This is a genomic window from Micromonospora sp. NPDC047738 (assembly GCF_040642675.1).
Taxonomy (GTDB): domain Bacteria; phylum Actinomycetota; class Actinomycetes; order Mycobacteriales; family Micromonosporaceae; genus Micromonospora.
On record NZ_JBEYSO010000018.1, the window covers coordinates 73,046 to 93,399 of the forward strand.

Annotated in this window: 15 protein-coding genes and 2 pseudogenes; 12 read left to right on the forward strand and 5 right to left on the reverse strand. The window is 67.5% G+C overall.

The window, feature by feature from the left end; translation table 11 throughout:
* Positions 1-2 precede the first annotated feature (2 nt).
* A complete protein-coding gene (locus tag ABZ783_RS24725; protein WP_357442061.1) occupies positions 3-1,067 on the reverse strand; it encodes a serine/threonine-protein kinase in 1,065 nt (354 codons plus the stop codon).
* Positions 1,068-1,166: 99 nt separating this feature from the next.
* Positions 1,167-3,119 (reverse strand): N-6 DNA methylase, encoded by a 1,953-nt coding sequence (locus tag ABZ783_RS24730; protein ID WP_357442062.1) that lies wholly within the window; start codon positions 3,117-3,119, stop codon positions 1,167-1,169.
* Positions 3,120-3,218: 99 nt separating this feature from the next.
* Between ABZ783_RS24730 and ABZ783_RS24735 the strand changes: the two genes are divergently transcribed.
* The 8 genes from ABZ783_RS24735 to ABZ783_RS24770 all read left to right on the forward strand — a co-directional run bounded on the left by ABZ783_RS24735 (position 3,219) and on the right by ABZ783_RS24770 (position 11,762).
* A complete protein-coding gene (locus tag ABZ783_RS24735; RefSeq protein WP_357442063.1) occupies positions 3,219-3,749 on the forward strand; it encodes a DUF4352 domain-containing protein in 531 nt (176 codons plus the stop codon).
* A 96-nt stretch (positions 3,750-3,845) separates the two neighbouring features.
* A complete protein-coding gene (locus ABZ783_RS24740) occupies positions 3,846-5,597 on the forward strand; it encodes a DUF6119 family protein (protein WP_357442064.1) in 1,752 nt (583 codons plus the stop codon).
* Positions 5,598-5,717: 120 nt separating this feature from the next.
* On the forward strand, positions 5,718-6,632 hold the full coding sequence (locus ABZ783_RS24745) for a hypothetical protein (RefSeq protein ID WP_357442065.1): 915 nt from the start codon (positions 5,718-5,720) through the stop codon (positions 6,630-6,632).
* A gap of 116 nt (positions 6,633-6,748) precedes the next feature.
* Positions 6,749-9,214, forward strand: a complete 2,466-nt coding sequence (locus ABZ783_RS24750; RefSeq protein ID WP_357442066.1) for an AAA family ATPase — start codon at positions 6,749-6,751, stop codon at positions 9,212-9,214.
* On the forward strand, positions 9,211-9,615 hold the full coding sequence (locus ABZ783_RS24755; RefSeq protein ID WP_357442067.1) for a hypothetical protein: 405 nt from the start codon (positions 9,211-9,213) through the stop codon (positions 9,613-9,615). Before ABZ783_RS24750 ends, ABZ783_RS24755 begins: the two co-directional genes overlap by 4 nt.
* The gene (locus ABZ783_RS24760; RefSeq protein ID WP_357442068.1) at positions 9,612-10,076 is read left to right on the forward strand and encodes a DUF4190 domain-containing protein; all 465 of its coding nucleotides are present in this window, start codon (positions 9,612-9,614) and stop codon (positions 10,074-10,076) included. The genes ABZ783_RS24755 and ABZ783_RS24760 overlap by 4 nt, the downstream gene beginning before the upstream one ends.
* 77 nt (positions 10,077-10,153) lie before the next feature.
* The gene (locus ABZ783_RS24765) at positions 10,154-10,657 is read left to right on the forward strand and encodes a hypothetical protein (RefSeq protein ID WP_357442069.1); all 504 of its coding nucleotides are present in this window, start codon (positions 10,154-10,156) and stop codon (positions 10,655-10,657) included.
* 418 nt (positions 10,658-11,075) lie between these two features.
* Complete coding sequence (locus ABZ783_RS24770) at positions 11,076-11,762, forward strand: hypothetical protein (RefSeq protein ID WP_357442070.1); 687 nt, start codon at positions 11,076-11,078, stop codon at positions 11,760-11,762.
* Positions 11,763-11,851: 89 nt separating this feature from the next.
* Here the strand turns inward: ABZ783_RS24770 and ABZ783_RS24775 are convergent, their stop codons facing one another.
* The gene (locus ABZ783_RS24775) at positions 11,852-13,846 is read right to left on the reverse strand and encodes a hypothetical protein (protein ID WP_357442129.1); all 1,995 of its coding nucleotides are present in this window, start codon (positions 13,844-13,846) and stop codon (positions 11,852-11,854) included.
* Between the two features lie 138 nt (positions 13,847-13,984).
* On the opposite strand from ABZ783_RS24775, the gene ABZ783_RS24780 reads away from it, so the two are divergent.
* Positions 13,985-14,185 carry a hypothetical protein gene (locus ABZ783_RS24780; RefSeq protein ID WP_357442130.1) on the forward strand — a complete coding sequence of 67 codons (201 nt, stop codon included), beginning with the start codon at positions 13,985-13,987 and terminating at the stop codon, positions 14,183-14,185.
* On the opposite strand, the pseudogene ABZ783_RS24785 reads toward ABZ783_RS24780, so the two are convergent.
* Positions 14,126-14,275, reverse strand: a pseudogene (locus ABZ783_RS24785) (hypothetical protein); the annotation flags it as partial. The gene ABZ783_RS24780 and the pseudogene ABZ783_RS24785 overlap by 60 nt on opposite strands.
* On the opposite strand from ABZ783_RS24785, the pseudogene ABZ783_RS24790 reads away from it, so the two are divergent.
* The 3 genes and pseudogenes from ABZ783_RS24790 to ABZ783_RS24800 all read left to right on the forward strand — a co-directional run.
* Positions 14,238-14,884, forward strand: a pseudogene (locus tag ABZ783_RS24790) (transposase); the annotation flags it as partial. The pseudogenes ABZ783_RS24785 and ABZ783_RS24790 overlap by 38 nt on opposite strands.
* A gap of 506 nt (positions 14,885-15,390) precedes the next feature.
* Positions 15,391-16,323 (forward strand): hypothetical protein, encoded by a 933-nt coding sequence (locus ABZ783_RS24795; RefSeq protein WP_357442071.1) that lies wholly within the window; start codon positions 15,391-15,393, stop codon positions 16,321-16,323.
* 55 nt (positions 16,324-16,378) lie between these two features.
* Positions 16,379-17,242 (forward strand): hypothetical protein, encoded by an 864-nt coding sequence (locus ABZ783_RS24800; RefSeq protein ID WP_357442072.1) that lies wholly within the window; start codon positions 16,379-16,381, stop codon positions 17,240-17,242.
* 1,531 nt (positions 17,243-18,773) lie between these two features.
* Here the strand turns inward: ABZ783_RS24800 and ABZ783_RS24805 are convergent.
* Positions 18,774-19,028: a hypothetical protein gene (locus tag ABZ783_RS24805; RefSeq protein ID WP_357442073.1), complete on the reverse strand. Its 255-nt coding sequence runs from the start codon at positions 19,026-19,028 to the stop codon at positions 18,774-18,776.
* Positions 19,029-20,354: the final 1,326 nt, after the last annotated feature.

A 20,354-nucleotide genomic window follows, 5' to 3' on the forward strand; every position in this document is an offset into this window, starting at 1 on the left:
TCCTACAGGGTCGAGCGGCGGGCGTACTGGCGGCGGATCTTGTCGACCAGCCAGCTGACGTCGACGCGCTGGTCGGCGACTCGTTCCGGGTCGGCCTTGGTCGGGGCGGTATCCGGCTCGGGGCCGGTCTCGTCCTCGACGACGGTGGCGGATTCCGGATCCTGCTTCGGATCCTGCAGGGCCGGCGGAACGCCCAGCTCGGTGCCGCCGTCGTAGGTGAGCTCGGCGACTTCGTGCCGCAGGTCGAGGATGCTCTTGCCGCTGGTCGTGGTGGCTACCGCAAGCAGGCGGGCGCGGACGTCGTCGAGGGCGGGCCGCGCACTCGGGTCGTAGGCGAGCATCGCGCCGAGCAGTCCGATCAGTTCGCCCGGCACGTCCGACAGGTCCGGCAAGTCGGTCGGCTCGCTGATGCGCAGGAGCAGGTTCCAGGAGTTCGTCGACGGGTAGAGGCCGTGCCCGGTGAGGGCGAAGACTAGGGTCGCCGCGAGGCCGTAGATGTCCACCGCCGCGGTCAGCTCCCGCTCACCGCGCACCTGCTCGGGAGCCATGTAGGCAGGCGTGCCGACCATCTCTCCCGTCTGGGTGAGGTATTCGTCTCGTCCGATCAGGATCGCCAGGCCGAAGTCGATGAGCTTCGGTCCGTCCGGGCTGAGGATGATGTTCTGCGGCTTGAGGTCGCGGTGCAGTATGCCGGCCTGGTGCACCCGGGCCAGCCCGTCGGCGAGCATCGCGCCGGCCATGGCCGCCACCGGCAGCGACATCACTCCCCGGGCGTCGACGTGCTGGCGCAGGGTGGCACCAGGCACGTACTCCACCGCGAGCCAGGCAGGGTCGGCGTAGGGGTCGGCGTCCTCGAAGCGGGCCACCCGGGAGCCGAAGACCAGCTTGAGGCTTTCCACCTCGGCGGCGAACCGTTCGCGGACGGTCGGCGCCGAGATGAGGTGCTGCTTGATCACCTTGAGTGCGACCCGGTCGGCGGTCGGGGAGACGGCGAAGAACACGTCGCCCATACCGCCCGACCCGAGTGGCTTGATCAACTCGAAGCCACCAATGGTGCCCAGCGTCATCCCGCCCCCTCACGATGACACCCGTCTGCAGTTGCTGCCCGCCGTAACGGCCCCACACCTGGCGGACGCATGACCGTACAACGTTGGACGATCATGCGGCTAGTGCCCGTCCGGCGGTTTGCGCTGGTCTCGACGCCGGGCGCCCGGCGTGAGGTCGCCTCGCGCCAGTCCATCCGTTGACAGCTGGGCGAGTTCCGCCCCGAGCTCCGCCACCTGTCGGATTGCCGACTCAAAGGCGTCCAGCCGCCGGAACGTCTCCCCGTGTATCCGCTGCTCGTCCAGCGGTAGCCGGCGGACCTGTGCTCTGCGGATGTCGAAGCGCAATGTCCCGGACAGGCTCGACGTCTGCTTCTCGTTCGCCGAGGTGCGCAGCTGGCCGGCGAGAAACCACGAATCCAGCGCGGCAGGGTTGGGCCGCAGGAGGTACAGGTTCGGGCCCAGGAGGGCTTTCTCGTCGGTTATGACTCGGGCGGTGAGTCGACTGGCATGTATCGGCACCACCACGTCACCCTCGGCGAGCCGGACGGGTTGACCCGCAACTCTGCCTATGGAAGGAGCGGCTCCTTCCACGACGTCGCGGGCGGTGAGCACTGCGGTTTCGTCGGCTGTCTCCGGCTCGTCTTCAGTGTGCCGGCCTGTTGTCGGGCGCAGCGGGCCGATCAGCTGCAACGCGCCGACTTTGGCGAGTTCGGCGACGGTCAGGATCGGCGAGGACGACTGCTCGGCGGGCGCCGGCGTGACCTGCGGCATCATCGCCGGCAGGTCGCCGACGATGGCGGCCAGGCGCTCTTGGGTGCGTACCAGATGCTCTCCGGTGGCCTCGCCCCCGACGGCGGGCTGGCGGCGTGCGGGGGTGAGGTCGACCTCTTCGTCGAGCAGCTCGATCACCGGGACGGCCCGGGCGAAGCCGGCTTCCTCGACGTCGGCGTCCGGTGCGGCGGCAAAGGACCGCCACGTGCCGAGGATCCGCGGGTAGTTCGTGGCGACATCGCCTGCGGCGGCGTCGATCAGCAACGTTCGCGCGGGTGGCGGAGCCTCAGGCGCGGGCCGTCGCAAGACCCACAGGTGCAGGGGTACGCCGTGCGGCGCGGCCACGCCAGGTGGGAGTGCGATAACGGCGCGTAGGGCGCCGCGACGGAGCAGTTCCGCGCGGATGCGCCGGCCGGCGCGGCGGCTGGCGACAGTGGGTGGCATCAACAGGACAGCGTGGGCACCGGCGCGCAGGTGGGCGAGGGCGTGCTGGGCCCAGGCCAGTTCGGGTTCGGTGCGCGGAGTGGTGCCGACGATCCAGCGTGGGTCGTGACCAAGCTCCTCGTCGCCCCAGTTGGTGGCGCCGAAGGGCGGGTTGCAGACCACGGCGTCGAAGGTGCGTCCGGCGAAGGCGTCCGCACGTAGTGAGTCGCCGGTGGACAGCTCCCCTTGAACGTCGCGCAGGGCCAGCCACAATCCGGCGAGCCTGGCAAGGTCCTCGTCGATCTCCTGCCCGTGCGCCGAGGTGCAGCCGGCGCGGGCGGCAGCGCGGAGGACGGCGCCGGAACCGGCGGCCGGGTCGAGGACGGAGCCGCCGCCGACACCGGCGAGCCCGACCATGAGGTCGGCCAGGTCGTCGGGGGTGGCGAAGAGTCGGCCGGGTCCGGGGGCGGAGAACCGTTGCCACAGCGCGTCGAAGGCGCCCTGCGGTCCGAGTTCGTCGGCGAGCGCGTCGATGTCGGGTAGCAGCGGCGTGAGCTGCGGACCTGCTGATCGGTCGGGGCGTTTGCCGCGTTGCCGAGCCAGGAGCAGGGCGCCGACGGCGGCCAGGCCGGCGGCCGGTGACTGGCTCGCGGCAGCGAGGCGCTGCCAGAGCCGGTCGGCGGTGGCAAGTTCGGGCAGTTTTCCCTGGTCGCGGAGCCACTGCTCGACCTGGATGAGGTCGAACTCGGGGCTCGCCGGGGTGCCGCCCACCGGGGCGGGGAAGTCGCCGTGCCGTTTGCGCCAGTTGCTGACCGCGGCGCGACCGACCCCGGCGAGCCGGGCGATCTCCGCCGCCGTGATGGTCGGGGTCTCCTGCACGTTCGGAGTGTGTCACACCTGTCAAGCATCATGTGCGTTGACAGTGTTCACAGATAATGCTCTCATTGACGCCGCAACGTTCACAGCAGGAGGAAAACGATGCGCAAGACCACGACCCTCGCTCTGATCGCTACCGGCCTCGTCGCGCTGGGCTGCGGCGCCGGCAGCACCGACGAGGGCACCGGCAGCAAGGCCGACGCCGGCGCCGGCAAGGGCGACGACAAGCCGAAGACCGCGAAAATCGGCCAGCCGGCCCGGGACGGGAAGTTCGAGTTCACCGTCAAGTCGTCGAAGTGCGGCGTCGCCAAGATCGGCACCGACCTGGTCGGCGCGAAGGCGCAGGGCCAGTTCTGCCTGGTCACGATCAACGTGAAGAATATCGGCAAGGAGTCGCAGATGTTCGACGGCAGCAGCCAGAAGGCGTACGCCGCGGACGGCACCGAGTACTCGGCCGATGGCGGCGCCGCGATCTACGCCAACAAGAACGCCGAGACGTTCCTCAACGACATCAACCCCGGCAACCAGGTCACCGGTGTGGTCGTTTTCGACATCCCGAAGAACGTCAAGCTCGCCAAGCTCGAGCTGCACGACTCGCCGTTCTCCGGCGGCGTCACGGTCGCGCTGAGCTGACCCTCGCCTCGCCGGGGGCGGGACTCGCGAGGCCCGCCCCCGGCCCAGTCCACACCGCATCACCGCCAGCACGAATCTCTACGCGAGGGGATCGCCATGCGCAGTGCGAACCAGCCCACCAGGACCGGATCGACTCACCGTACCGCTCGCAAAGGCGCTACTCGGCCACCGAACAATCCGCCGACGCTGTTCGACCTGGACCTGCCCGATCCGCCGTCCGGCACCTACCCGACCTCGCTCTATCAGCTGGAGCGGGTACCGCCGACGGTGGCGGGTCTCTACGACGCATTGGATCGCCGCTACCTGCAAAAGCACGACTTCACCATTGAGGAACGCCTGGTGGGAGGCGTGTCTGCCCTGCTGGTGCACGGCACGGTGCCGCGCGAGCGGGCCGACTGGTGCGACGTGCTGGCTTCGCTGACCGGAGAGACGATCGACCTAGGGTTCAGCAGCGGCGGTGCGGCGCTTCTCGTCGCGGTGGACGATCAGGTCTACGCGCTTGCCTACGGCACAGTCGGCCGGCACATGATCGACCTCGACCTTGCCAACCCTGGTTTCGGGATCGGCTTCGCGGTGCGTTCGCTGGCGCCGGACGAAATCAAGCAGGTGCGCCGGCGGGTGTTCGGCACGTCCGGTCGAGTCGACCGCAACATGGTGCCGGGCGGTCAGCACATTCGGATGTACGGGATCGACAAGTGGGGCGAGATCGTCGGTCAGGTCTGCGGACGGACCTTCAACATGAACCTCACCGCTTGCCATTCCACCCGCAAGGCCACGCCGGTGGAGGGCAGCGATTCCCTACGCATCCACCTCGGTGTCGATCCGGCCAATCTTCTGGCTGACCTGCGGGAAATCGATCGCGTCTGCCGGCAGGAGCCTCCGTTCGAAGATTTGGAGTTCATCACCCAGATCCGTCCTGTGCCAGCCCGAGATCCCCGTCTGGCGGAGCTGGAGCAGCAGCTGGATCGACTGCTCGGGTTGCCCGACCCGGATGAGATCGGTCTGGGCGTTCCCGGCCGGGTCCTCGGCGAGATCGAGCGGATCCAGTCGTACAAGCTCCGGGTACCCAAGTCCGGCCTCCGAGCGGCACGCCTGTCGGAGCTCACCCTCGCCGACATCGTCAAGCAGACCAGCGACGTGCCCGATGGCGAGCGGTGGGCTTCGTTGTGCAACGGTCGGATCACTCTCTACACCGACACGGCTGGAGAGGAGGAGCTCGGCTCGACGGCGGCGTCCCGTTGGATCACCGCCCAGCTGGCACACGGTACGAGTCAGCTCCTGCTGCATGAGGGCGGCTGGTACGAGATCGGCGACCAGCACCGTGAGTTCCTCCGCCACGAGATAGAGCAGATGTTGATTAGGCCCGCCAGCATCGCCCTGCCGGCGTGGACCGCCGCCTTGCCAGAAGAGGCGGACTACAACGCCCACGCCGCCTCGGTCTGTGGTCTGACTCTGCTAGATCGGCGCCTGCTGCGGACGGCGCAGCACCATCGCGGCATCGAGGCCTGCGACCTGCTCGGACCGGACGGAGAGCTGATCCACGTCAAACGAGCCAAGGGCAGCTCCCCACTGAGCCACCTGTTCGCCCAAGGCGAGGTGTCCGTCGACGCGCTGCGATACGAGCCGGATGCTCGAGCCGCACTGGTCGAGATGGCCCGCCAACAGGGTCGCACCATCGACCTGGACTTCCGTCCTCGCAAGGTCATCTACGCCATTGCCCTCGCCAGCGGAAGGGCAGTCACCGTCGACTCGCTCTTCACCTTCGCCCAGGTCGCGCTCTATCGGGCAATGAAGGCGCTCCGAAACGAAGGTGTCGAGGTCGAGGTGACTTGTATTCCGTCGGCCTGATCCCGCCCGCGACAGCAACTTCACAGCATCAACTCCGCCCTACCTCCCCGACGTGAAACCAAGTTTCGTCGCGGGTCGGCGTCGCATGCCGACCTGCGAGACCTCATGCCTGGAGATGACATGCGCACCACCCATCAGCACATGGCAGCGGCCTTGGCACGTTCGCCGCATGGCTGGGCACGCCCCGGCCTGCCGAGCATCAGCACTCTGCTACTCGGCACCCTCATGATGGCAGTCGCGCTGGCGGGGTGCGGCGGCGCTCCCGAGGAAAAGACTGCTGCCCCTCCGGCCAGCCCCACACCGCCGGTCACCGCCTCCCCGACTCCGAGCCCGACTCCGCCCTCTGACCGGGACGGCGACGGCATCCCCGACAGCAGCGACACCTACCCAGACGATCCGAAGAACATCCCCCAGCAGGCGCCGGTCAACCTGCAGTGCGGCACCGCCAGCCTGTCGCGCGGCTCGTTCTTCACCGTCTATGGCGGTAAGGACGGCTGGCCCGACTTCGCTGAGGTCTGGGCGGCCAAGCCGAGTTCCTGCGACATCATCGGCAGCTTGAACATCGTCACGGCAGTTGAGAAGCAGGCCTACAAAGTCTCGAAGTACGACGACCAGGACATCTCGACGCTGTACGAGATCTGCGCCGCCGTCGATCCGGAGGACGTCTACGCCGAGGCCGGCTTCGCCGCCAGCAGCGAGCAGATCCCTGAGATCAACGCGGCGCTGATCCTCTGCCCCAAGCACCCGCACGCAAAGAAGTGGCGGCAGGCCGTGCAGCGCGGTCAGGCCGACGCCGACCTGGAGGCTCAGGGCCGGCTGTTCGGATCCGGCACCTACCGGGTCGGCAAGGAAATCAAGCCCGGCACCTACGTCACCCACGACGTCCAGGGCTGCTACTGGGAGCGGCAGAACAGCTCCGGAAACATCATCGACAACTACTTCACCAATGGCGCCCGCCGCGTGCAGGTCACCATCCGCTCCTCCGACTACGCCTTCAATTCCGAGAACTGCGGCGAGTGGCGCCCCGCCCGCTGACGCCGCACGGCATCAGCTCCACAGCCTCGTCGCACCACCACTACCACCAGCGGACCGGCCCGGGCCGGAACCGTCGGCACCGTACGCCCTCCCCAGCCGCATCAGCGGAGGTCCTGATGAACCGCACCGAACCCCTGGTCGAGCTGATCTTCGACCGGCTCGCCGCCGACCACGTACCCGATGACACCGCCGAGGTGGTCCTCGCCGCGCTCAGCGGCGAGGCCGATCTGGCCGCCGCGCTCGGCGGCGAGCCGACCACCCTCGCACCGCAGCGCACGGCGGCGGATGAGCCGCGGGAGCGGATCTGGCTCTCGTCGGTCACCGTCGCCGGTTTCCGCGGCGTCGGCCCGGAGCGCACCCTGGCGATCGAGCCCGGCCCTGGGCTGACCGTGGTGGTGGGCCGCAACGGCTCCGGCAAGTCCAGCTTCGCCGAGGCGGTGGAGCTGGCCCTGACCGGCGACAGCGCCCGCTGGGCCGACCGCAACAGCGTGTGGAGGACCGGGTGGCGGAACCTGCACGCCGGCGACCCGTGCCGAATCGCCGTCGACCTGCGAGTCGACGGGGTCGCCACGCCCACCCGCGTGGTCCGCGAATGGCCGTCCGAAGCTGAGCTGGGCGAAGCCGAGGTGAGCGTCACCAGCGGGCACGGCAGCCACAAGGATCTCGCCGAGCTGGGGTTGACCCGACCGCTGGAGCTGTACCGGCCGTTCCTCACCGCCGCCGAGCTGGGCCGGCTCACCGCCGGCACGCAGAGCCAGCTCTTCGACGCGATCTCCGCGATCCTCGGCCTGGAGGCGATCACCGACGCCGACCGCCGGCTGATGGCCGCCGCGCGCCCCCTTGACGCCGCCATCAAGGAGGTACGCGCACAGCGCGCCACCCTCGCCGCCGCCCTGGCCGAGGTACCCGACGAGCGGGCGCGCCGGGCGGCGGCACTGCTCGTGACGCGCCCCGACCTGGCGGCGCTGGCGGCGATCCTCGACGAGCCGGATGAGGCCACCGCGGACGAGGCGGTGCTGCTGTGCCGGCGGCTGGTGGCGATGCAGCTGCCCGATGCCGACGAGGTGACCCGGCTCGCCGGGGAGCTGTGGGAGGCGGCCGCCGAGGCGCGCTGGCACGACGGCGGCCGGTCGCGGGCGTCGCTGCGCAGCGCCGAGCTGCTCCGGCTGGCCATCGAGCACCACGACGACCGGGGTGACGGGCTGTGCCCGGTCTGCGCGACCGGCCGCCTCGACGGCGACTGGCGGGCCAGCGCCAACGCGTCGCTGTCGGAGCTGCGCGACCGCACCCTGGCCGCCCAGGCGGCCGCCGCGCGGCTGACCGCCATGCTGCAGCGGGCGCACTACCTCATCGACGACCTCGACGTACCCGACGGCGACGCCGCCGGAGTCCCGGTCGGTGAGCTGCGGGCGGCCGTGGCGGCGCTGCGGTTGGCGCCGGGCGGGCCGGAGGACCTCGCCGACCACCTGACCGCCCGGTACCCGGCGCTGCTCGCGGCGGCGAAGGCCGCGCAGGCGTACGCGGAGGGTCTGCTCCGCCAGCGCGACACCGGCTGGCAGGCCGCGGCGGGCGAGTTGCGCTCCTGGATCGCGGCAGCCGGGGCGCTGCCGGAGCGGGAATCCGCCCTCGCCAGGGTGAAGGCCGCACGGGCGTGGCTGAAGGCGACCGGGGCGGAGCTGCGTAACCAGCGGGTGGCGCCGTTCGCGGAGCACTCGCAGCGGATCTGGGCGCAGCTGCGGCAGGAGAGCAACGTCGAGCTGGGCGCGATGACCCTGGAGGGTACGAACACCCGGCGGCGGGTGGTGATCCCGGTCAGCGTGGACGGCGCCGACAACGGCACCGCGCTCGGGGTGATGAGCCAGGGTGAAATGCACGCCCTCGGCCTGGCGACGTTCCTGCCGCGCGGCTGCGCGCCGGAGAGCCCGTTCCGGTTCATCGTGGTCGACGACCCGGTGCAGAGCATGGATCCGGCCAAGGTGGACGGGCTGGCGCGAGTGCTCGCCGAGCTGGCCGACCAGCGGCAGGTTGTCGTGTTCACCCACGACACCCGGCTGCCCGACGCCCTCGGCCGGCTCGACCTGGGTCAGTCCCGCATCATCGAGGTGACCCGCGCCGAACGGTCCGTGGTGACCCTGCGTCCCGGTTCCAACCCGGTACGCCGCTACCTGGACGACGCACACGCCCTGGCCCGCAACGAGGAGATCGCCTCCGAGGTACGCGGGCCGGTGGTGGCCGAGCTGTGCCGCTCAGCGATCGAGGCGGCCTGCCACCAGATCGTGTGGCGACGGCGGGTGGCCCGGGGTGTGCCACACGACGACATCGAGGCGGCCGTCGTGGCTGCGTCGCGGCGGTTGACCACGACGCTCGCGTTGGCGCTGTTCGATGACCCCGACCGGGGCGCCGACGTGCTCGGGTATCTGAGCCGGCGGCACGGGTCCCGGGCGGTGGGCGCGTACAAGGCTTGCAAGGAGGGCGTGCACGGAGCGTACCTGTTTGACCTGCCCGGCCTGGTCGCGGACGTCCGCCACCTCACGGAGGTCCTGCCGCCGCCTCGCGCGGGTCGCGGGGAGGTCCAGTCGTGACCGCGCCGACGCCGCAGCGCTGCCTGGCGGCGGCCGACCAGATGCTGCGCGGCTCCGGCGGGCTCGGCGCGGCCGCGGTGACCGCCGGCTGGTGGCCGCGGGCGTGTGCCTGCCTGATCCGGCTCGCCCTTGAGGGTGGCGTCGACGCCTACTGGCGGCGGGTCAAGCCGACCGTGGCCGCGTGCCGGCAAGGCCGGGCGAAGCAGCTGATGCTGCGCGGCCGGCTCGGGCCGGGCGGCCAGGTCGCCCGTCAGGTCGCGTTCACCTGGGCGGCCCTGTCGGCCGCCGCCCACCACCACTGCTACGAGCTGGCGCCCACGGCCGCCGAGCTGCGTCGCCTGCACAACGAGGTGAGCGCCCTGCTCACCCAACTCGAAAAAGGAACGGAACCCGAACGATGACCTACCCGCAGCCAGGCGTCGACCCCACCCGCCCGCAGCCGCCGATCCCCTCTCTGCCGGGGCCGTATCCGCCGGTGTCCGCTGTTCGCGGGCCGTACCCGCCGGTGTCTACACCGGGCGGCGCGTACCCGCCGGTCTCGGCGGTGCCGTACCCGGCCTTTCCGCCGGTTGTGCGGCCGGTCGCCGTGCAGCCGCCGCTGGCGTCGGGCATGGCCGCGGCGTCGCTAGTGCTCGGGATCCTGGGCGTGCTCGGCGGGTGGTGTCTGTTCGGGCTGCCCTGCGTCCTGGCCGTCATCCTCGGCCACGTCGCCATGCGGGAAACGCGCGACGGCACGCGGTCGGGGCACGGCATGGCCGTCGCCGGTCTCGTCCTGGGCTACGTCTTCGTCGGCCCGATGATCATCTTCACCGTCATGGTGTTCTTCGGCAGCGTCCTCAGCGCGGCCACTCCCACGCCCTGACTCGGGCAACGCAGGTAGTTGGCCGCCACCGCGGTCGGGGAACAGGCGCCCACGAGGCGCCGGAAAGACAGGAAAGCATGTCCCAGGAGAACCGCGACCGGGCCGTTGAGCTGTCCCGCGAGGACGAGGGCTACGTCATCACGGCCCGCTGGTACAACGACGGCGGGTCGCACGAAATCAGCGGACCGGACGAGGTGATCATCCGCCTGGCCTACGACGCGGCACCCGAGATCCGCCAATGGGGCGTCACGTCGGCGGTCCTGCACCGGATGGGCCGGCAGGTCGACGACATGGTCGCCGAGGCCCACGAAATGCCGAGTGTCGGGGCGTCCCAGGTGATGGTGCGCCGCTATATCGAAGGCCGGCTCGCCAAACTGGCCAAAGCGCGGGGTACGACCGCGGGCGGCTTCGAGTCCGACCTGCTCACGGTCTTCGAGGACCTGACCGGTCGCGGACATGCCGACCCGCTCGGGGTGCTCGCGATGGCGACCGGGCGGCCGCGAACCGACCTCGACCAGCTACTCGACGTAGCCCGCCAGCGGAATGATCACGACGGGCGAAGATCGTCCGGGGCACAGTAGTGACCTAATCGGTGTGGTGGAGTTCGCCAGTTCGGCGGCGAACTCGGCGTCGGTGAGGGCCTCACGCTGGTATTGCCGGGTCAGCGCCCGAATCAGCCACCACGACATCGCCGAAAGAACGTTGGTTCGGCAGCCGCCGTTCGAGACTCCGCTGCTGGAGCGGATAGACGTGGCGGGGCCGCCGCGTGATCGTCTGTACGTTATGGACATAATTCAGGTCCGGCGGTGGCCCCGCGCCACAGAGCGGCCTGGTCGACTGCGTCCCAGGTGGGCGCTGTTCGAACCGCCCGCGCCGCAGGCGTCTCAATCAACCAACTCGCCAGTGCGGCGTCCACCGTTCGACGATCTGGCGCAAGGTCCGCTCGGCTGGTCGAATTGGAGACTCAGTTGGGACGCGATGACGTAAGGAGTTCAAGGCATGGCAACAGGTGCCCTCGACGGACCGGTTCCGGAAGCAGCCGTACGTGGGCAGCGTGTCCTCGACCTCCTGGATAAGGCAATCGCCATCCAGAGCCCACTGGTGCGCAAGAATATCGCCCGGGCCCGCCAGCGGAACCCAGAGGCGACACCAGCAGAGGTGATCCGCAATCTGGAGCGGATGTACGTCAGCGCCTTGGCCGGGACGGGTGCTGCAGTTGGAGGAGCTGCAGCCGCGCCCGGTGTCGGCACGGGCGTGGCACTGGCACTGTCTGCTGGCGAGGTTCTCTCATCTCTTGAGCTGAGCGCCCTCTTCGCGCTCTCGATCGCCGAAGTCCACGGGGTCCCCATCGACGAGATCGAGCGCCGCCGAACGATCGTGATGGGAATCATGCTCGGCGGGTCCGGCTCCGCCACCATTGCCAAGGTCGCGGAGCGTACGGGGCAACACTGGGGACGCCAGGTTGTCGCCAAGGTGCCTGCCGAGACGTTGCGTCAGATCAATAAGATCTTGGGGAAACACTTCGTCACGAAGTACGGGACCAAGCAGGGCATCATCGTTCTCGGTCGAGTGGCACCGTTCGGTATCGGCGCTGTGATTGGTGGTGGCGCCAACGCTGCCCTCGCCACTCTGGCTGTGCGGGCCGGTCGTCGCGCATTTGGCCCACCCCCGACGTCGTGGCCATGACTGACGCGCAGCACCCCGCCAACGTCCGAGAACTCGCGTGACTGCATTTGAGTGTGGCCATCCGGTGCTGCGGGTGGCCGCGCTGGCGTTCACGGCTGATGGGCCGGCTCGGGGAGCAGCACGTCCGGCCAGTCACCGGTTTCCGCGCCCTGGATCCGGGCGAGGGCGTATGTGCACACCGCAGCCCACCCCTCGTCCTCGGCGACAAGGCTATCCTCGGCGCCCCAACGCCACCGCAGTTGCCGGTACGGTGACTCGGCGTGTGCCCGCAGCACCGGAATCGCGGCGGTCGCCGCCGGTCCGATGTCGGCCAGCGCTCGGACCGCCAGTACTCCCCATGGGCAGCACTCGGTGTAGCGCACCAGCGTCGGCACGACCGGGTCGGCGTCGCCGGTGATATGCCAGTACGCGATGGCCGCGTGGATCGCCCGCCACTCGTCGTCGCTGTCGAACATCGGCGGGAGCAGATCGGCGAGCTCGACGGCGTGTGGTCCTACCTCGGCCAGGATTTCCAGCGAGTGGCGGTCGCGTATCTGGTTACGCAGCACACCCAGCAGGTCGTCCGGATCGCCGCTGATCCACCACAATGCCCGGGCGGCGATCCGCTGCCGGTCGGCGTCGTCGCTCGCGCGCAGGGCGGTCAGTTCGGGCAGTGCTGCGGCGGCGGCCGGCCCGAGGTCGCCGAGAAGCATCGCCGCCGAGTAGGGGTGCTCCGCGGCCTGCCGCTGCAGCACCGGCACCAGCGCGGCCGGGTCGGCGCCGACTCTGCCGGCAACCCGGATCAGCCGGGCGCGGTCGTAGCCGGCATCGGCCGCCTCGACAGCGTCGACGATCACTGCGCGGCACGCTTCGGCCCACGGGCCGAGCGCCGAGAGGGCGTCCGCCAGTTGGGCTAGGCGCAGCGGCCGCGCGCGGAGCCGGGCGGCGAGGTACGCGTCGGCGCGCGGATCTCGTAGCCGGCTAAGTGCGGTGAGCGCGGCAGCGCCCAGAGTCCGCTCGGACGCCCACGCCGAGTCTTCGCTGCCCACGGGGCCCCGCTCGACGGCGGCCCACAACAGTTCGGAGGCGCCGGTGGCGGCCCGGCCCGCGCCGGCCAGGTGCCGCAGCGTGCGTAGGCGCACCGCTTCGGCCGGATCCTGCTGGGCGGCGATCAGCGCCGGCACCAGCGCGCCAGCGGCAGGCCGCCAGGCGTGCAGTGGCACGGCGACGGCGTGGGCAGCGGCTTCACGGACCGTACCGTCCGGGTGGCGCAGCCAAGCGGCCAGCAGCCGGATCTGCGTTGCCCAGTGCGGCGCGATCGCCTCGGCCACCCAGGCGAGGGCGTTGTCCACGCCGATCGGCAGCCGCTCGGCCAGCCGTAGGCAGTCGGGCGCATCCCGCTCGATGAGCAGAGTGATCGCCTCGGGCAGAGTCTCGGCACCGTCCTCGACGGCGCGGCGGGCGGTGACGATCGCGGCGGCCAGGCGCGGAAGGGGCAGCGGGTCGGTGAGCGACTCCGTCACCGGTCCGGCGAAGGCGGCAAAGGACAGCACGGCGGCCGCCCGGACCAGGTCGTTCCGGTCGCCGGCGGCGGCGCGGCGCAGCCCGGCGGCCCCTTCGTCGTCCGCTCCGGCCGGGCCAAGGACACCGATCAGGTGTGCGGCGGCAACGCGTACGTCCTCCTTGGGATGCGTGGCGAGCAGCCGCAGGTAGGCGGGTGTCCCGTCGGCGACCGCCCGACCGGCGGCTGCGACCCAGCCGAGTTCGGCGTCCATCTGCTCGTGCACCTCGGCGGTGTCGCGCTCGGATCGGGGCAGGAGTTCCCGATGGACGCTCATGTACGAGGAGCCCTCGGCGATCGAGGCGAGCAAGCCTAGAACACCGACCGGGCCGGCGGCTGGCGCGTCCAGGATGCGAATCAGGAACGGCACCGCGTACGCCGTCGCCTCATAAACCGTGCCCTGATGCCAGATGTTGCCGTAGAGGCTGGACAGCGCCTTGTCGCTGCCACCGGCCAGGCCACGGAGCAGGTCCGGCACGTCATCAGCGGGCCCGTACGCATGTGTGAGCGTGGCCCAGTCCACCGCCGAGAGGTCGTCCAACACGGCGGGAAACCTATCCCGCGGGTAGGACAAGATCAGCCGCCAGTCGGTCATCTCGGATTTCGCAGCGAGGGGTCCTGGCAACCGACTGTGGCGGATTGACCGTCGTACGGCGACCTCAGAGGTCAGCAGGCGAAACCGTTGGACGCGCAGCAGTACCGCGGGCGGGAAGGACCGGATTGGCTCCCCGCGCGCGGCGATCTTCAGCTTTCCCGGAAGGCGGATGACCTTGGCGTCGGCCCAGTCGGCGTGATCGCTGTTGTTGGTGTTGCCGGCGTCGGTGACTCGCAGCACGAGTCGCTCGATGCTGAGGACGTCGAGTTCGACGCGCTGCGGCGGTGAGTACGGCTGCGCACGCCCGTCCGGCCTGAGGCAGAGGACACGGGAATGCCGCCGCCACGGCGGCGAGTTCATCTTCGGCGACCTCGCCATCTGGGGCACGCCCGACGTGACCACGGTGACCGACACCCGCCTCTACGGTGTTGCCATCGCCCGCCTGGAATCGGCTGCACCCCCGGCTGACGCACCGGAACGCCTGGATCGACCAAACGGGGGATCTGCCGCTCAGCGAAGGCACCGTGATCCGGCTCGAGGTGAATCACCTGCCCAGCGGCGCGATCCCGAAACCGGTATGGCTGTGGTGGTCCGAAACGGCCGCGACGCCGTCGACGTGGACCGGCTCTGGCAGGCGTTTCTGCGCCGCTTCGCCGTCGAGCACACCTTCCGCCTGCTCAAACAGACCTCGGCTGGACCTGCCCGAAGATCCGCACCCCACAAGCCGCCGACCGATGGACCTGGCCCATTCTGGCCGTCTACGCGCAGCTACGCCTGGCCCGCGGCCTGACAGCTGACCTACGCCGTCCCTGGGAGAAACCGACACCACCCGAGCGCCTCTCACCGGCCCGCGTCCGGCGAGGGTTCCGGCACCTCCGCGCCAAGACCGCATGCCTGGCCAGCGCACCGAAACCTTCCCACCCAAGCCCCGGACGACCACCAGGTCGACGCAACAAACAGCCCGCCCCACGCCACGACGTGCACATCAGCCCACGCGCGAGAACGAAACCGAAGGCCTCCACCACTCCCCGGCCAGGCCGCACGGGTTAAAGATCAAGTTAGCAGTCCGTGGGGATAGCAGGGCTGCCGGCCCGGTCAAACGGCTGGCGCGAGGGCCCTGACGAGGGCGGGCACTGCAACGGGGACGCGAGGACCCAGCCAATCGCCGTCCCTCGGTGGCCGTCCTGTTGCACTTCTTGGCAGAGTGCCGGTATTAACGGCTTCCCTGGGGCGTCTGCTACGTCAAGTCAGCGTCGACGTCCGTCCATTCATGCAGCCCGATCATCCCTGGCGTCTGTCCGCTCTGGACGAAGCCTGCCCGAGGAAGCGACGGTAACGTACGCACAAGGCACCCCTCGATTCATTGTCATGACTCCCAAGATCAAGACTCCCCGGATGTCTCGGTTTGCTTCTGCTGCTCACTCGGTTTTGCGAACGGTGGTACTACGCCGCTTGAGTTGGACATCTTGCCGTGTGGTGGAGGGGATCTTCAAATGGACCCATCGAAGATGCAGACAGAAGCTCTTGCCGGAGCGTACGCGCAGGTCGCCGGCCTCCTCGCAGGGTTCGCGTTCGTCTGCCTAGCGAACTATCTTGGCAGCGATCGACGTAGGACGAATACGAGCAGTGCGGACGTCCTCGGCCGACGAATCTCGGTCACGCTCTTCTCTGCTTTCGCCGCCCTCGTGCTGATCTCCGTCCTTTATGCCTTATTAACTGGAGAGGGGGATGCAACGGCGCGGGCGAATACGGGCATAGTTATCATCGGCCTACCCTTCGGGCTATCTGTTCTGACACTCTTCTTCGCCTTGACTCTTATGGCTACTGAGCGGGACTTCAACGAGATGATCCGCCTCGGCCGGGTTCTCGTTGTGATAGTCGGCCCCGCCATCGTTCATTTGCGGCTGATGAATGCGCTCTCCGTCCTTGAGACGAAGGCAACGGCGCAACCGTCGCCTTACCAACTTGGGATAGCTCTGGTGGTCGCTCTGCTTATGGTGTCGTCGGTAGCTTATTTGACTACCAAAACGAACCGCGATGATCAACATCGCCAAAAGCCTTTGATAGCCACGGCGGCGACCACCCACGCCGGGCTACTCATCGCCGTAGCCGCAGCCTTTCTGGCTTCGTTCGTCGCCGCACAGCCGGAAGCCTATAAGCCGGCCCGCGTGACGCTCTATGTAATTGCCATCGCTGCATTTGTCCTGCTTGCTGCATTCGCAACTTGTGCCGCATGGGCAATACGTGATGCCACCGCGGCGACTCCGCTGCCTAGATCCAGGATGCGGCCGGCCAACACCGCATCCCCGCGGTCTAGGCGGTACCCGCGCCGCAAACCGCGTCTGGGTAGGCGCCGCACAACCGCATCGCTCTCTACACTGCGCAATCTCAAGCAACCTAGATCGAAGGTCGTAGCCCCTCGTTAGGGTTTGCGCTTGTCCGGAACGTGTCTCGGTGCCATTAACGCCTTGAGGTGTCGTTATGTCCAGTGCTGAGTGCCCAGCCCTGATAGATATTGCTGTCATCTCGGGCTTTTACTCGCAAATGAGCGGAGTCTTGGCTGGTTTTGCCTTCACGGCAATGGTCTTTCTCTTGACACCTGCCCGTAGCTACTTGCCGAGCCGGCCGATGCGAGGGGGAGGCGGCGAGCTCCTAGCCCTCTTCGCTGCGTTCGTCGCATTAGTCATTACAACGTTGCTCTACTCGGTTCTGGCAGGTGAGACCGCTGGCCAAGCAAGGCCGAGGGCCGCAACCGCAGCGATCATCGACGGTGTGGTTTTTGGCTTGGCTGTAATTATGCTCTTCCAGGGCGTAACAGTGCTGATGCAGCGAACGGTCGTGGATCGAGCAGTACTTGCGGCGGCACGTTTTGTAACGGTGGTCGCGGTCCCTACCCTTGCCTTCTACTACATCGTTACTGGAGCGTCTGACATTACCTCCGCTCGCGCTCGAGTGGTCGGATCTTGCGACGTCTCATTGCCGGGGCTTGGCATTGCCTTAACCATCGCCCTACCGGCTATCCTCTCAGTCTCGCTGGCACCAAGAGCCCGAAGGGTGCCTTGGCGAACGTACTCAAGCCAGCTCCAGTTGGCGGCCCCCCTTACTGTTTTGGCAGCCAGCGTATTTGCAGCGCTTCTGTCAGGGGACATAAGCACTAGGTCGCCGGAGTTCCTGCCATCGACCACTGTGGTTCATGCATACCTCGTCGGCTACTTCATACTTCTGCTATTGCTCGGTCTCATGCTTTCGTATGGAGAGACTAGACAGGAAGAGCCGCAACCGGAAGAAACATCTGGCGAGCAGCCGGAGGAACCTGACGCACCGGGCGAGCGAGCTGAACTGTAGGTAGCCATATGAATCCCACATCTTGCCCGACCGCTGACTGGAGTCCGGTTGAGTCGGCTGCCGCAAACTCCCAACTTTCCGCAGTTCTCGCGGGGTTTGTGTTCGCGGGGATAGTCGTCCTTTTGAGCGATCGGCGTCGCGGATCCATGGCGATACGGACCCTCGGCCTCTTTTGCGCGTCCTTCATGGTGCTAGGCCTATCGAGCTATCTGTTTGGTCTTGTCACAGGAGATACAGAGCCAACGGCTTGCAAGAGGGCTTGGACAGAAAGTGTCATCGCCAGCGGCTTGCTGGGCCTCGGCTCGGTTGCACTAATCAGTGGAATCGCCTGGCTGCTCGCTTCCTACCTCATTGTCGACAAGGGTGAGGCTGCGTATCGAACTTTAAACAAGTCGGTGACACGACTTGCCCTACAGAGGCTCGGCGCAATTGTGTCACTCATGGTGTACGGGATAATTGGAGTTACCACCGTCCTATTGTCTGTAACGGTTTATGGCTATTTGAGGAGTTGGTACACCACGCCGCCTGGTTGGGCTGTTTACATCCTCTCCTTGTACCCTCCAGCGATTTCCCTGATAGTGCTAATTTGGAAGACTCGCAGGGCCTGGAAGAAGCGACATGATGGTGCCAATGAGGACATGTCGAAAGCGACTACGGACGCCGTCTTCATCGGAGCTGCGGGCTCACTTGCCTACTCCGCGATCGGAGCTATCTATGCAGGCTGGGTTGCCAGTACTCATGTAGATGCCTGGCAGCATCCGTCACCAGCGTGGCTCTATATCACCGGCGCTATGGCCCTACTTATGCCGGCACCTCCGCTCATAGCTCTCGCATATGCCGCGCCCAAACTTTCTGCAGTATCGTACCGCCTGCCAATCAGCGCCAGGTTGCCGTCGAAAATCGGAATAAGACAGAGGAACGTATGAGTAAGGCCCGCGAAAAAAGTGTTAGCTGGGCAGGCGTTCCGATATGTGATCAGCCTCAGGAACCCATTTTCCAAGTGCAGCTACCGTGCATAGAAAATGCAACTAATCCGCCACGGCTGGTCTGCGGATGCCAGACATCGGCCGACTCCACCTGCTGGCGGGGGCGACCTTGGCGATGTCGCTGCTCCTCGGCGCATGGATAGGGTCCTGGCGGCCACGACGGTCACTGCCGATGTACATGCCGACGCGGCCATCGACGCAGGGTGCTGTGCTCCCGGGTCCAGCTCGAACGCGCCGACGGCCCCCGCGCCCTACCTCACCGAACGCGGCCTCGGTGTCCTCGTCCAGCCGGAGTGTCCATGGCGGCTCGGAAACGCCCCACCCGGCTGGAGCCCGCTGACGCGCCACCTGCGCGCCGCCGGCTTTTGCGGCGGAGGAGATGGTCGGCGCAAGCTTGTCGACCCGCACCCGGGTGGACCCGGACCCACTCATCGACGGGCAGGACCTTGCAGCAGCGAGCATTGAGGAACGCCCAGAGTTCCGGGTTCTCCGTGGTAGCCATTGACAGCCGGGCATAGCCCTCATCCAGGTCAACCGCGATCACCTCAGCGGTAAATTCGCTGACCCATCTTCATGGCAGGATGTTGCCGCCAGGACAGGTCCAACGACCCCACCACGCCCAGCGGGCGCGCGCGGAAACCGTCTAGGGTCACCACCAGCCCATGAGAGCGGGTCGCCTCCATCACGGTCCCGCTGCAGACGTCACCCAACTGGATCGCTGCCAGGAACGACCGGGAAGCGTGATCGTCCAACGCTTCACCCATGCCGACCAGCCACTCACGGCGTGGCATGGCTGACATCGAAGGTCGCCTTATGGGGTCGACAGCCTCCGCGATTGCACCCCTGCATGGTTCCATGCCAGACCGCCTCGTTGCGCTCGCGCATACCTACTCGCCCGGCAACCATCAACAGGGCACTCAGGCAAGGCCTTATCAGGGCGAGATCACGGTGGATAGTCAGGAGCTTACAAAGATGACTACCCCGGCTCGTTGAGTCTGCGGCGAGCGGACGGACCGACCAACTCACCGCCATTGACCGCGCCTACTATGCTGCTGGACGTGGGCGAACTGGCGAGTATACGGAAGTATCTCTATTGGTCGGAACGACGGGTGAGTGCAGTAGCCGAGGACAATAACATCGACCTCGACCCTCTCAGGAAGACAGTAATCAAGAGTCCCCAGGGGCCATTTCTGCCGCAAATCGAACGGGAAGTTCGCCCGCGACCCTCCAGCCGCCATGATAGAGCGATCAGGTTGGAGCACGCCATCGGATCCCTGGCTGTCTCCGACTTCGTGACGCCGCCTCCCGCCCAGTTTGCGTGCGGACGAGGCACGCTGGTTCTTTCCGACTTTGTCGACCAGATGGAGGGGTCGTCAGCATCGATGATCACCGCATTTACCACCACGACAAGTTCGGACGGAACGCGAGTAGCCGTATGCATGTTCGGAAGTTTCTCCAATCTGGCTGATGTAGTCGCGGATTCGACGCCTAGAGCAATGGGGTGGTCCTCTTCAAGTGCGCCAGAAGTGTCTAGATTCGTCCTTAACCGCTGCAAGGCCACCGATGGCAGCGAAAGCCCGCTCGATCTTGCTATCGAGGCAATCAATGTATGCGGCTTTCAAGGCCAACACGGACCCGAGAGTGATGGCGCAACCCTCGCCGAACCTTGGCGCCGCGGATTCACGTACGGCCATGTCAGCGAGGTAGGCGAGTGGTTTATGGAGGTCTTCTATGATGCGGACCTCCGGTCTACGAGACACAGGTTCCAAGAACACTTTGAGCGAGTGATAGTTGGAGCCCCACTTTGGATACGGACTCCGAGCCTCCGATCTCTGGAACTTACGACGAGGACAGGGAATCAGCCCTATTCCGCCAGCAGGGCGACAAGAAGACCCGCCGTTTCCGTCTATTCTCGGAATTGACCCGCCGATGGCGACGCTGAGGACAGTCGTACGGTCGGCGCGGTACCTACTCTTCCTTGTCGCCCCGGTGTTGCTCAACGCCATCTTCCTGACGCCTCGGCGGTGGCATGTCGGACTGCACGGTGGGCAGAAGGGTCGCCGTCACGGCAGTGGGCGGGTCCCGGGTGCGATCTGGACCAGAGAACCCTGTCCGACCTTGCCATC